The 13,188-nt window shown below is 63.8% G+C and carries 12 protein-coding genes; 6 read left to right on the top strand and 6 right to left on the bottom strand.

Annotation, left to right across the window (positions count from 1 at the left end; translation table 11 throughout):
• Positions 1–195: 195 nt before the first annotated feature.
• Positions 196–1,401 (top strand): glutamine-hydrolyzing carbamoyl-phosphate synthase small subunit, encoded by a 1,206-nt coding sequence (gene carA, locus FJ970_RS11810; protein WP_140761151.1) that lies wholly within the window; start codon positions 196–198, stop codon positions 1,399–1,401.
• Positions 1,402–1,677: 276 nt separating this feature from the next.
• Here the strand turns inward: carA and FJ970_RS11805 are convergent, their stop codons facing one another.
• The 4 genes from FJ970_RS11805 to mntR all read right to left on the bottom strand — a co-directional run bounded on the left by FJ970_RS11805 (position 1,678) and on the right by mntR (position 4,972).
• Positions 1,678–2,940: a TCR/Tet family MFS transporter gene (locus FJ970_RS11805; protein ID WP_140761149.1), complete on the bottom strand. Its 1,263-nt coding sequence runs from the start codon at positions 2,938–2,940 to the stop codon at positions 1,678–1,680.
• A 157-nt stretch (positions 2,941–3,097) separates the two neighbouring features.
• Entirely contained in the window at positions 3,098–4,021 is a 924-nt protein-coding gene (locus FJ970_RS11800; protein ID WP_140761146.1) for a neutral zinc metallopeptidase, read from the bottom strand.
• A gap of 208 nt (positions 4,022–4,229) precedes the next feature.
• A complete protein-coding gene (locus tag FJ970_RS11795; RefSeq protein WP_140761144.1) occupies positions 4,230–4,418 on the bottom strand; it encodes a hypothetical protein in 189 nt (62 codons plus the stop codon).
• A 104-nt stretch (positions 4,419–4,522) separates the two neighbouring features.
• Positions 4,523–4,972, bottom strand: coding sequence for a manganese-binding transcriptional regulator MntR (gene mntR / locus FJ970_RS11790; RefSeq protein ID WP_140761141.1), 450 nt, complete (start codon positions 4,970–4,972; stop codon positions 4,523–4,525).
• 234 nt (positions 4,973–5,206) lie between these two features.
• On the opposite strand from mntR, the gene FJ970_RS11785 reads away from it, so the two are divergent.
• From FJ970_RS11785 to FJ970_RS11770, 4 genes are all read left to right on the top strand, one after another.
• A complete protein-coding gene (locus tag FJ970_RS11785; RefSeq protein ID WP_140761138.1) occupies positions 5,207–6,736 on the top strand; it encodes an FAD-dependent monooxygenase in 1,530 nt (509 codons plus the stop codon).
• 149 nt (positions 6,737–6,885) lie between these two features.
• The gene (locus FJ970_RS11780) at positions 6,886–8,247 is read left to right on the top strand and encodes an Nramp family divalent metal transporter (RefSeq protein ID WP_140761136.1); all 1,362 of its coding nucleotides are present in this window, start codon (positions 6,886–6,888) and stop codon (positions 8,245–8,247) included.
• 54 nt (positions 8,248–8,301) lie between these two features.
• The gene (locus FJ970_RS11775; protein WP_181178704.1) at positions 8,302–9,144 is read left to right on the top strand and encodes a protein-L-isoaspartate O-methyltransferase family protein; all 843 of its coding nucleotides are present in this window, start codon (positions 8,302–8,304) and stop codon (positions 9,142–9,144) included.
• 195 nt (positions 9,145–9,339) lie between these two features.
• On the top strand, positions 9,340–9,990 hold the full coding sequence (locus tag FJ970_RS11770; protein WP_140761131.1) for a dihydrofolate reductase family protein: 651 nt from the start codon (positions 9,340–9,342) through the stop codon (positions 9,988–9,990).
• Between the two features lie 63 nt (positions 9,991–10,053).
• On the opposite strand, the gene FJ970_RS11765 is transcribed toward FJ970_RS11770, so the two are convergent.
• Together FJ970_RS11765 and FJ970_RS11760 are read right to left on the bottom strand one after the other, a co-directional pair.
• The gene (locus FJ970_RS11765) at positions 10,054–11,244 is read right to left on the bottom strand and encodes an integrase core domain-containing protein (protein ID WP_140813756.1); all 1,191 of its coding nucleotides are present in this window, start codon (positions 11,242–11,244) and stop codon (positions 10,054–10,056) included.
• A gap of 261 nt (positions 11,245–11,505) precedes the next feature.
• The gene (locus tag FJ970_RS11760) at positions 11,506–12,375 is read right to left on the bottom strand and encodes a LysR family transcriptional regulator (RefSeq protein WP_140759601.1); all 870 of its coding nucleotides are present in this window, start codon (positions 12,373–12,375) and stop codon (positions 11,506–11,508) included.
• Between the two features lie 95 nt (positions 12,376–12,470).
• Here FJ970_RS11760 and FJ970_RS11755 point away from each other — a divergent pair, with 95 nt between their 5' ends.
• On the top strand, positions 12,471–13,070 hold the full coding sequence (locus tag FJ970_RS11755) for a LysE family translocator (RefSeq protein WP_140759598.1): 600 nt from the start codon (positions 12,471–12,473) through the stop codon (positions 13,068–13,070).
• Positions 13,071–13,188: the final 118 nt, after the last annotated feature.

Here is a 13,188-nt window from a genome sequence, read left to right as displayed (position 1 = left end):
ATGATATTCCTCAATGAAATAAATCGCGGCGGCATTTCGCATGATCATTGACCGCCCTGCCCCCTTCCCCTATGTACTGGGCCTTGCATGAACTGAAGCTTGAGTGCGTGAGGCCGCGAATTCGCCGCTTCGCGCCGTTTGCCGCGCCAATGCCCGCCGGGCTATGGAAGCGCGCGGCTTGATAGGAGTGCCGCCATGGCCGAGATGACGCCCGCCTGGGCCACTGAAAAGCCGACCGCCCTGCTGGTGCTGGCGGACGGCACCGTCATCGAAGGGCGCGGCCTGGGCGCCACCGGCTCCGCCGTCGCCGAAGTCTGCTTCAACACCGCGCTCACCGGCTACCAGGAAATCCTCACCGACCCCTCCTATGCCGGCCAGATCGTCACCTTCACCTTCCCGCATATCGGCAATATCGGCACCAATGGCGAGGACATCGAAGACCTCAATCCGGCCGCCCGCGCCGGCGCCGTCGGCGCCGTGTTCAAGGCCGATGTCACCAACCCGTCCAGTTACCGCGCCGCGGGCCACCTCGACCAGTGGCTGAAGAAGCGCGGCATCGTCGCGCTCTCGGGCATCGACACCCGCGCGCTCACCGCGCTGATCCGCGAAAAGGGCATGCCCAACGCGGTCATCGCTCACGCGCCGGATGGCGTCTTCGACCTCGACGACCTGAAGCGGCGCGCCGCCGCATGGTCGGGCCTGATCGGGCTCGATCTCGCCAAGGAGGTCACGTCGGGCCAGTCCTCGGTCTGGCGCGAGACGCCGTGGGTGTGGAACGAAGGTTTTGGCGAACAGGCCGAGCCTTCGCTGCACGTCGTCGCCATCGACTACGGCGTCAAGCGCAACATCTTGCGGCTGCTCGCCGGCCTCGGCGCCAAGGTCACCGTCGTTCCCGCCAAGACCGACGCGGAAGAAATCCTCGCCATGCAGCCCGACGGCATCTTCCTCTCCAACGGCCCCGGCGATCCGGAAGCCACCGGCGACTATGCCGTGCCGGTCATCCAGGACCTGCTCAAGACCGACATCCCGGTGTTCGGCATCTGCCTCGGCCACCAGATGCTGGCGCTGGCGCTGGGTGGCAAGACCGCCAAGATGCACCAGGGCCATCACGGCGCCAATCATCCGGTGAAGGATCACACCACGGGCAAGGTCGAGATCGTCTCGATGAACCATGGCTTTGCCGTCGACGCCGACTCGCTACCCACCGGCGTCGAGGAAACCCATGTCTCGCTGTTCGACGGCTCGAACTGCGGCATCGCGCTGACCGGCCGTCCGGTGTTCTCGGTCCAGCATCACCCCGAGGCCTCGCCCGGCCCGCAGGATTCGCACTATCTGTTCCGCCGCTTCGTCAATCTCATCCGCCAGAAGCGCGGCGAGGAATTGCTGGTGGAACGAGCCTGATTCGATCCGTCAGCGCTGCCCCTCATCCGCCTGCCGGCACCTTCTCCCCGTATACGGGGAGAAGCCCGCGGACCGAACGCAGCGCCCTTTCTTGCAACGTAGGCAATTGGCGAAACGACTGATGACAGCGTCTTTCTCCCCGTCACTATACGGGGAGAAATGCCCGGCAGGGCAATGAGGGGCGGCACAAACGCCCCACAATTTCGTATCGCAAACCGCCGCAACCTTACGAACCGAGCACCGGCCCCCTGGTCAGCGCGATGCGGCTGTCATGGCTCATGCCTGTGCTCCATCTTTGACCTCGGTCGCGACGTCAGCGACCGTCGCCGGTCTCGCCACCTTGGTGACGAAGACGATGACCGCCAGCACCAGGAAGCACGCACCGACCAGGTAGGGCGCGCCGCCGAAGGTGACGGGCGCGCTCGGCCCGGTGAACCAGGAAAAGACCGCGGTGTAGAGCAGCGGCGTGATGATCGAGGTGATCGAGAAGATCGAGGTCATCGCGCCTTGTAGCTCGCCCTGTGCCGAAGGCGGCACCTTGGCGGCGGCGAGGCTTCTGAGCGGCGGATCGGCCAGTGCCTCCAGGCAGCCGACGACGATCACCGCATAGACCATCCAGCCTTGCGAGGCGAAGGCATAGCCGAAGGCGCTTGCCGCCGTGAATGTCAGGCCGATGACCGCCGTTCTCCACTCGCCGAGCCTCGGGATGACGCGTGGCAGCACCGTGCCCATGACGATCGCCCCGCACAGGCCGAAAACGCCGAGCGAGAAGCCGATCTGCTGCTCGCTCCAGCCATAGCGGTAGTTGGAGACGAACGACCAGACCGCCGGATACATCATGTGGCCGAGCGTCATCAGGAAGAAGACCAACCCGATCCAGCCGATGCCTTCATACCTACGCATCTGCAGGAGCGTGCCGACCGGGTTGGCGCGTTTCCACTCGAAGCGGCGGCGATGCTTTTCATCGAGCGTCTCGGGCAGGAAGAACATCGCGATCAGGAAGTTCACGAAAGCGAGCCCAGCGGCGAAAAAGAACGGCACGCGCGGACCGAACGTGCCGAGCAATCCGCCCAGCACCGGCCCGATGACGAAGCCGACGCCGAAGGCGATGCCGAGCAGGCCGAAATTCTTGGCCCGGTTCTCGTCGTTCGAGATATCGGCGATGAAGGCCGACGTCGTCGAATAGCTGGCGCCCGAAATGCCGGCCAGCACACGCCCGATGAACAGCATCGGATAGGACCAGGCGATCGCGCAGATCAAATTGTCGATGGAGAAGGTCAGCACCGAGGCGAGCAGGATCGGCCGCCGTCCGAACCGGTCGCTCAGGCCGCCCATGATCGGCGCGAAGAAGAACTGCATGGCCGCATAGACGAAGAACAGCCAGCCGCCCTCGATCGCCGCTTCGCTGATGCCGACGCCGGTCAATTCCCTGAGAAAAGCCGGCAGCACCGGCATGATCATGCCGAAGCCGATAATGTCGAGCAGCAGCGTGGTGAAAACGAGCGCAAGGCCCCGCCTGGCGGTCTTGGGGTCGATCATGATCGGTCAAGCTCCTCTGGCCGCCCTGGGGCGCGGGCGGAGGCACCTTATAGGCGAGCAAGCAAAAAGGAACAATGCGGGAACAGTCAGGATGCCTTCATCCTGACACTCCCTGACGGCGTCTTTGCCATCAGGTCTTTGCCCCAAAAACGACTGCTTAGAGCGCCCCGCTCATCGTATTGCAGTCCGACAGCTTGCCGCTCTTGTAGCCGCGCGTCAGCCAGGTCTGCCGCTGCTGCGAGGTGCCGTGGTTGAAGCTTTCCGGCACGACATAGCCCTGCATCTTCTTCTGCAGCGTATCGTCGCCGATCTGCTTGGCGGCATTCAGCGCGCTTTCGAAGTCGCCCGGCTCCAATATGCCCTTCTGCCCAGTGTAATGCGCCCACACGCCGGCGAAGCAGTCGGCCTGCAGCTCGATGCGCACCGACAGCTGGTTGGCAGCGGCTTCGCTCATGCCTTGCCGCATCTGGTTGAACTTACCCATGATGCCGGTGAGGTTTTGCACGTGGTGGCCGACCTCATGCGCGATGACGTAGGCGCGGGCGAACTCGCCTGAAGCGCCGAACTGCTGGTCGAGTTGCTGGAAGAAGGTCATGTCGAGATAGACCTTGTGGTCGCCCGGGCAATAGAACGGTCCGGCCGCCGCGGAAGCAAAACCGCAGGCCGATCGTACCTGGCCGGAAAACAGCACCAGCTTGGGGTCCTCATAGGTCAGGCCTTGCGACTTGAAGATGCCTGTCCAGGTGTCTTCCGTCTCGGCGAGCACGGTCGCCACGAACTGCTTCATCTCGTCATTGGCCGGCGTACCCGCGCCGCTATCCTGGCCGCCACTGTTGTCGGTAATCTGGCCACCACCGCCCGGCAGCAGGCCGCCGTCACCACCGCCCAGGATCGTCGAGGGATCAAAGCCGAAATACCATCCGGCCAGCACCACCAGGATGACGAGGAATATGCTGCCACCGCCACCGGCGCGGCCACCGATCGGGATGCGGAACTGACCACCGCCGCCACCGATCCCGCCGCCGCCGTCGCTGCGGTCGTCCTCGATATTGTCACTCTGACGACGGCCTCTCCAGAGCATGGCAACTCCTCACGCTGCGAACTTCTCATTGCTCCGGCAAGGCCGGCTCAACCCAACAAACAATTATCGCAACGGTTGCTCCAAGTCACAGCATTTTTCGTGGGCATGGCAGCCCTGGCATCGCCGTTTCACCGCACTGGCCGGGAGCGCACAAGGCCTGTAGCATCGCCGGCATCGGAGGGGTTCGAGGCGTGAGGAATTATTGCCGTCAACCCTTCTGCTTGGCGCCTGCGCTCTTTCCATCAGAGCTTTTCGAGCGTTCCTCGATCCGATCGGCGCCTTTCTTCAGCGGGTGGCCCGTTTCGGCCTCGGTCTTGCGCTCGTCCCTGGCGGCCGCCTGCTTCAGTCCTGTGGCTGCCTGCTTGCCTTTTGCGGTTGGTGCCTGCTCGACGCCCATTGCTTCCTCCCTGGCGCGCAACAAGCGCGCGATAAAAGGCAACGTGCACAAGCGGCGGCGGTTCCAGTGGCTAACGTTGTCCGGCAAGCCGGCAATGGAACGCTTCAGCGCGCCGTCATCGCCTTGCGAAACGCTTCCAGCGTCTCGGCGCTGACATGGTGCTCGATGCCCTCGGCGTCGATGCGCGCCGTCTCGGCGCTGACGCCGAGGGAGCGCAGGAAGGCCTCGACCGTCTGGTGGCGAATGCGACTTTCCTCCGCGACCTTACGGCCGGCTTCGGTGAGGAACACGCCGCGATAGGGTTTTCGCGACACCAGCCCATCGGCGCAAAGCCGCGTCAGCATCTTGGCCACCGTCGGCTGGGCGACGCCGAGGCGAGCGGCGATGTCGACCTGGCGCGCCTCATTGCCGTCCTCGATCAGGTCGGCGATCAGTTCGACATAGTCCTCGACCAGCGCGCTGCGGCGCGCTTCGCGCGTCTGCCGGAACCCTTCCGAATGGACATCGGCATCGAGCAACGGCTCACGCGGGACCGGTCTGTTCTTCAGCGCCAACGCGCGCTCCTCCTCGGAAGTTTAGCCGTCGCTGCTTTTATAGCACGGGCTCTGATTCTTCAGGCCGTTTATTTGGAGGCATGTTTGTCGATCGGCAAGCGGGCGACGCGTTTTGGGACGACGTTCCTCTGCCGCAGAAATGGATCCGGTGGCATTGTCCGCCACTCCCGCGGCCATATTTGGATGTTGCTGATCCGAAACCGCCCGACTGCAATCACCGCCAGGGAGAAAAACATGACCCGCAGTGACGTTCTCATCGTAGGGGCCGGCCCTACCGGCCTGGTTCTGGCGCTTTGGCTCACCAAGCTGGGTGTCGGCGTCCGCATCATAGACAGGACCGCCGAGCCGGGAACGACGTCGCGCGCCTTGGCCGTTGCCGCGCACACGCTCGAACTCTACCGTCAACTCGATCTGGCCGATGCCGTGGTCGCGCGCGGCCACAAGGTGCGCGCCGCCAATTTGTGGGTGCGAGGTGAAGCTGAGGCGCGCATACCGTTCGCGGCGATCGGTGAGGATCTGTCGCCCTATTCGTTTTTGCAAATCTTTCCGCAGGACGAGCACGAACGCCTTCTGGTCGAACGGCTCGGACAATTGGGCGTCACCGTCGAGCGGCGGACCGAATTGCATGACTTCACCGACCATGGCGACCGCATCGTCGCCCACCTGCGTGGCGAGCACGGCGAGGAGACCGCCGAGTTCAGCTATCTGGCTGGTTGTGACGGCACGCATTCCTTGGTGCGCGAGACGATATCGGCGGGGTTTTCCGGTGGTACCTACCGTGAACTTTTCTACGTCGCGGATGTCGAGGCATCCGGTGCATCGATCAATGGCGAATTGCATGTCGATCTCGATGAAGCCGACTTCCTGGCGATCTTTCCTCTGGCGGACACGCGCCGTGCTCGGCTGATCGGTACGGTCCGGGACGAGCGCGCGGATCAGGCCGACACGCTGACATTCGACGACGTCAGCCGCCAGGCGATCGAAAACCTCAAGATCAAGATCGAAAAGGTGAACTGGTTTTCGACCTACCACGTCCACCACCGCGTGGCCGGTCAATTCCGCAAGGGCCGTACATTCCTGCTGGGTGACGCGGCGCACATCCACAGTCCAGTCGGCGGACAAGGGATGAACACCGGGATCGGGGACGCGATCAACCTTGCATGGAAACTGTCTTCCGTGCTCGCGGCGCAGGCGCCCGATGCCGTGCTCGACAGCTATGAGATCGAGCGCATCGCATTCGCCAAGCGCCTGGTTGCCACCACCGACCGCATCTTCACTTTCGTCACCGCCGACGGGCGCATCGCCGACCTCGTGCGCACGCGGATCGCGCCGATTGTCGTGCCCAGGATACTCGGCATCGACCGGGTTCGCGAATTCATCTTCCGGACTGTTTCGCAGATCACCCTCAACTATCGCCAAAGCCCACTCAGCGAGGGATCCGCGGGCGAAGTGCGCGGCGGCGAGCGGCTGCCTTGGGCCCCGGTCGATGGAGTGGACAATTTTGCCTCGCTCGCCGCCACGCAATGGCAGATCCACATCTACGGCGTCGCCAGCGAGGACGTCAGGTCCTGGTGCGAGCGCCATCGGGTTCCGCTCAGCGTCTTCGACTGGCGGCCCGCCCATGAGGAGGCAGGCCTGGCGCGCGATGCGCTCTACCTCCTGCGGCCCGACACCTATGTGGCGCTAGCCGATCCCAAGGCTTCGGTCGATACGCTCGAGCGCTACTGCAGCGATAGAGGGCTTTCCGTCGGAAGCGCGCGCTAGGCGGCTCGGATACGGAATCCGACGGCTTGTCCGCCACTTTCGGTAAAATGCCGGATAAAAAGCATCGACAATGAAATATAGCCTATTGCATAATGTTGAGCCATGGCATAGCTTATGGGTATCCTCCCGAAGCTGCGGAAAGCCTTTTCATGTTAGAAGCAGACGTCACAGCCCCCCGGTCCGCATGGCGGTTCGCCAAACGGGAGGAAGACGATCAGCCAAGCCTGCGCGAGGTCAATTCCACCATCGCGGTGCCTACAGGAGTCTGGTTCCGCCGCCTGTTCGCCTTCATGGGTCCGGGCTACATGGTTTCGGTCGGCTATATGGACCCGGGCAACTGGGCGACCGACCTCGCCGGCGGCGCCCAGTTCGGCTACACGCTTTTGTTCATCATCATGCTGTCGAACCTGATGGCGATCCTGCTGCAGGCACTGGCCGCGCGGCTTGGCATCGCCACCGGCCGCGACCTCGCCCAGGCCTGCCGCGCCTACTACCCGCGCCCGGTCAACTTCGTGCTGTGGATCGCCTGCGAGCTCGCCATCATCGCCTGTGACCTCGCCGAGGTGATCGGCACCGCGATCGCGCTGCAGCTTTTGTTCGGCATCCCGCTGGTCGGCGGCGCCATGCTGACCGCGCTCGACGCTTTCCTCGTCCTGCTCCTGATGAACAAGGGTTTCCGCTATCTCGAAGCCTTCGTCGTCGCGCTTCTGATCATTATTTTCAGCTGCTTTGCCATCCAGATCTTCGTTGCCGCACCGCCGGCCGGCACGATCCTGCATTCGATGTTCGTGCCGTCCTCCGAGATCGTCACCAACCCGGCGATGCTCTACATCGCCATCGGCATCATCGGCGCCACGGTGATGCCGCACAACCTCTATCTGCATTCCTCGATCGTGCAGACCCGCGCCTATGAGCGCACCGAGGCGGGCAAACGCGATGCCATCAAATGGGCGACGACGGACTCCACCATTGCCCTGATGCTGGCGCTGTTCGTCAACGCCGCCATCCTGATCGTCGCGGTGGTCGCCTTCCACGATACTGGGCACCAGCATGTCGCCGAGATCGACCAGGCTTTCAAGCTGCTGTCGCCGCTGCTTGGCCTCGGCATCGCCTCGATCCTGTTTGCCGTGGCCCTGCTGGCCTCGGGCCTCAACTCGACGGTGACGGCGACGCTGGCCGGCCAGATCATCATGGAAGGTTTCCTGCGGCTGCGCATCCCCAACTGGGCAAGGCGCCTTTTGACGCGCGGCGTGGCCATCGTTCCGGTGGTGGTCGTCACCGCGCTCTATGGCGAGAAGGGCACCGGCCAGTTGCTGGTATTCAGCCAGGTGATCCTGTCCATGCAACTGCCTTTCGCGGTCATCCCACTGGTGCAATTCGTCTCCGACAAGAAGAAGATGGGCAACCTCGCCATCCCGCGCGGCGTGGCGGCATTGGCCTGGCTGGTCGCGGCCATCATCCTGGTGCTCAATTTCAAGCTGCTCTACGACACCATGTCCGGGGTCGGTTGAAGGCCCGTCTAATCCCGGGACAAACCGCCAGATCGCTCTATCTTTCCCGATGCCATGAGCAACATCAACGACATCAGGAGATTCTACGCGCGGCTGATGGCGGCCAACGCCGCCTCGTCGGACCCGCGCCTGGAAGAGGTGTTCGCCAGCGTGCCGCGCGAAGCCTTCCTCGGCCCCGGGCCATGGACGATCATTGCCGGAAACGCCACATTTATGACGCCAAGCGCCGATCCGGCTCACATCTACCAGAACGTGCTGGTGGCGCTCGACGCCGACAAGGGCATCAACAATGGCGAACCCTTCCTGCATGCCATTTGGATCGGAAAACTCGCACCGAGACCCGGCGAGGCCGTCACGCATATCGGCGCCGGCAGCGGTTACTACACGGCTTTGCTTGCCACGCTGGTTTCGCCAGGCGGCACCGTCGCTGCTTTCGAGCTCGACGACCAGATGGCCGAACTAGCGCGCGGAAATCTCGAAGCCTATGGCAATGCGACTGTTGTTCATGGCGACGCCGTGACCTCGCCCCTGCCGCCATCAGACATCGTCTATGTCAATGCGGGTGTCGTGGCCCCTCCCGCCGGATGGCTGAAGGCGTTGCGCCCCGGCGGCCGCATGATCTTCCCGTGGCGTCCGGCCGAGCGCGTTCCGTTCGCGGTGATGGTGACCCGCGGCGAGAAAGGCTTCGCCTGCCATCCGTTCATGCGCTCGTGGTTCATCCCTTGTGTCGGGGCGCCGACCGCGGATACGGCCGCGAAGATCCCGACACGCGAAGAGGCCGCGCGCAGCCGCTCGATCTGGCTGATCGAGGACAGGCAGCCAAACGGCACCGCCACGGCAATCTTCGGCGAAGTCTGGTTCTCCTCCGACCCTGTTCACGCTGGCGGCAACGGCTAATGCATGTCGCTCGGAAGTGTCCTCGGTTCCGGGATAACGACATGCATCAAATCAGAAGCTACAGCAGGTCGGGCGAATCCTATTCGCCGCGACATGCTGTAAAAATTTGTCGTCGCGTGTCGAAAAGGAGGCCTGCCGTTCGTCCTGAGACTGAATCTGGCCGTGACAGTGCGGATCGCAAAAAGGAGAAGACGGATGAGAAAGATCATAGCCGCGACCTTCGTCAGCCTCGATGGCGTCATGCAGGCCCCAGGTGGACCGGAAGAAGATCCGGTCGGCGGCTTCAAATTCGGCGGCTGGACGTTCCACTATTTTGACGAGGTGGCGGGCGCGGCAATGGATGAACTGTTCTCCAAACCCTTCGCCCTGCTGCTCGGCCGCAGAACCTATGACATCTTCGCCGCGTATTGGCCGTACCAGAAGGATCCGATCGCGGATGCCTTCAACCCAGCGACCAAATATGTGGCGACGCATCGGCCGGATACCCTGACCTGGCAGAACACGCACGCGCTTGGGCCCGATATCATCGCGACTTTGCGCCGCCTCAAGCAGGAAGATGGACCTGACCTGCTCATCCAGGGATCTGGCAATCTCATTCAGACCTTGCTCGCCAACGGGCTGATCGACGAGATCCGGCTGATGACCTTCCCGCTGTTGCTGGGCAAGGGCAAGCGGCTGTTCGGCGACGCCGCGATGCCGGCCGCCTTCAAGCTTATCAAATCGCAGGCTTCCACCACCGGCGTCATCATGGCGACCTACGAGCGCGCCGGCGAAATCGAGGTCGGCTCCTTCGTCACGGGCAAGCCCTCCGACGCCGAGCTCGAACGGCGGAAAAATTGGAAGTGAGTGTGTCCAGCGGATAGATGGGTAACAGAATGAACCGGATACATAGGTAACAGTTTTCTCCCCCTAAGATGCGGTTGCCGCAGCGCCAAGCGGTCCGGTTGGCGCGGCGCTGCGGCGAACCAGTTTCATGTGCTTGTCGTCGATGAAGCCGAGCGGATGGGCGTAGAAACGCATGGCCCACTTGCCGTTCTCGGTCTCCTCAATGGCGATCGGTTCGCCGGCCAACGTGGCCGAGACATAGATCTCTGTGCCTCGCCATTTGACGGCGCCATTCTGGCGCACGCCGCGCACCGCTGCCTCGGCCGGATAGTCGGGTTCAGGAGCTGTCTTCGGCATCGGCCGGGTCGAGGGACGGTAGTGCTGCGCCGGGGTGTCCATGCTAAGCGCCTCGTGCGGACGCTCCTCATTGTAGCTGCGCCGAAAGTCCTCGAAAGCCTGGCTCTGGGCCGCCCTGTCGGCCGCCGGTTCCTTGGCCATCGGCAGCATGGTCAGGTGGAAACGCTCATGACGTCCGTTCTGCTGCGGCTTGCCTGGCTGGATGCGCTCCAGAGCGATGCCGAGCTTGATGAAGCGCACCGCAAGCGGCGTCAACCCTGTGACGCCGGCCGACGCAAATGGCGGGCCGTTGTCGCTTCGGATGCGATCCGGCAGACCGTTCTCCTCAAACAGCCGCTCAAACACCGGCCACGCCTCCTCGTCGGCCGTCGAGCCCGTCGCCTCGAGCCCCAGCAGATAGCGGCTCAATGCATCCATCACCGTCAACGGCTCGCAGCGCCATCCGTCACGGGTCCGGAACCACCCCTTGTGGTCTGCCGTCCACACCGCATTCGGCTCCGCAGGCTCCGGCCATGGCCCGTTGCCCTCAGCCCGCCAGCGCCTGCGCCGGCGTCCCACAAGACCGTGCCGCTTCAGGATCTCGCCTGCCGTCGAGACCGCCGGCCAGTCGCAGCAGGGCTCGCTGCGTCTCAGGCGCGCAATGATCTTCTTTGGACCCCACAGCGGATGCGCTTGCTTCTCCGCCAAAATCCGATCCACCAGCTCCGCTGCCGTTGCTCGGCCGTGCTCGAGCGGCGCCCGCGGCAGATCATGCAAACCTTCCGGGCCAAACTCCCGATAGCGACCAAGCCATTTGTAGCCGCTCTTGCGCGATATGCCGTAGGCCCCACAAAGCGCGCTCATCGTCTCCTCGCCGGCCAGGCAATCCACTACAAACCGAAGCCGCTCGTCCATGATGCCAGTCGCTCGCCAAACCATCGCCGGTCCTCCCGGCGGACAAGAAAACTGTCACCCATGCTATCGGTCCATTCTGTTACCTATCTATCCGGTTCGGACAAGTGGTTCTTTCTCCCCGTCACTATACGGGGAGAAATGCCCGGCAGGGCAATGAGGGGCAGCGCTGACCTCGCCAATTGGACGAAACGTCTGTGGATATGAAAACGGATCGGGTCGCGCTGCCCCTCATCCGCCTGCCGGCACCTTCTCCCCGTATAGTGACGGGGAGAAGGGGGCGCACCATCAAGCCGCCTGCAATCGCCGCCCCAGCCCTTCACGTATATGCCGTGCGAACTCCTGTGCCGCCGTACCCACGCCATGCCTCGGCAGGTGCAGGTTGATGGCAAAATTCGGCAGGGGCGGCAGGCCGGCGTCGAACGGCAATATGTCGAGATCCGCAGGCACGGTGGACGCCAGCCATGTGGTGACGGCAAGGTCCGAGCGAACCGTCGCCGTGGTCGCGTCGATGTTGCCGTTCTCGAACACGCTGCGCCATTCCAGCCCATGCTCGTTGAGTGCCGACAGCACCACCGGCCGGAAGGCGCAGGTGTCGGCGACGATCGAGACCGGCAATGGCCGCTTGGCGCGAGCCGCCCCACCCCTTGCACCGACCCAGACCAGCCGGTCGATGGCCAGGCATTCGCCTGACGTCGGACCGACCCGCTCCTCGATCACCGCGAGGTCGATGGTTCCCGCCGCGAGTGCCGCCGCCAGTTCCGGCGAGGAGGCGCAGACCAGCGATATCTCGACCTGCGGATACGCCTCGGCATAGGCTTTCAAGACGGGCGCCAGCAAGGTACCGACAAGGTCGTAGGGCACGCCGAGCCGCACCTGGCCGGCGACGGCAGTCCCCACCATGTCGGTCCAGATCTCATCATTGAGGCTGAGCAGGCGCCTTGCCTTGTCGAACAGCCGCTCGCCGGAATGGGTCAGGCGCAGACCGCGCCGGTCGCGCTCGAACAGGCTGCAGCCGAGCGTCTCTTCCAGGCGCTTGACCTGCTGGCTGACCGCGCCTTGGGTCAAGTGCAGCGCGTTGGCCGCCGCCGTCATGCTGGCCTTGTCGGCGACGGTGACGAAGGTGCGCACGAGGCTCGTATCGAGATTGCGGATCATCCCTGCATTATGAACGCTAATGTAGAGCATCGCAAACATTGCATTTACTGATCCGAGCCGGCGTCTACCATGAAGCTCACGACAAAGGACGCCCCATGCTCCAGCCTATCCTGCCGCTGATCCTGTTCGCCTTCGTGGCCACCGCCACGCCAGGCATCGCCACCACCTTGTCGACCGCTTCGGGCGCGCAGTTCGGCTTTCGCCGCTCGGTTCCCTTGATGGCGGGAAGCGCGGCCGGCCTGGCAACGGTGACGGCGGCCGCCGCCGCCGGGCTTGCCGGGCTGCTGCTTGCCATGCCGTCGCTGCAGCTTGCCATGAAGATCGCCGGCTCGCTCTATCTCCTCTGGCTGGCAATCAAGATCGGCCGCGCCGGGTCACCCAATCTCGACGTGACCATGGCCAGGCCGAACAGCTTCTTCGGCGGCGCCGGCATCCAGTGGATGAACCCGAAGGGCTGGGCGATGGGGCTGGGTGCGGCGGCCTCCTTCGCCGCGCTTGCCGACGGGCCAGGCCAACTGGCGCTGCTGCTCGGCTCGACCTTCGGCCTCACCGCCGCCATCTCGCTGTCCGTCTGGTGCGTGGCCGGCATGGTGCTGGCACGGCTGCTCAAGACCGAGTGGCAATGGCACGCGCTCAACATCGTGCTGGCGCTGGTGCTCGCCGCGTCGATCATTCCTATGTGGTGGTCGCATTAGAAGCGTCGGCCTTGCAGAACCAGGGTTTCTTGCCCCGACACAGCGCTACGGCACGCATGCATTGTCTTGTGCTGCGCTGATCGACCCCCACTCCGTCTCGGCTTCGCCGAGCCACCTC

Source organism: Mesorhizobium sp. B2-1-8, assembly GCF_006442545.2.
In the GTDB taxonomy this organism is placed as follows: Bacteria; Pseudomonadota; Alphaproteobacteria; order Rhizobiales; family Rhizobiaceae; genus Mesorhizobium.
This window is presented reverse-complemented; position numbering and strand designations above follow the sequence as displayed.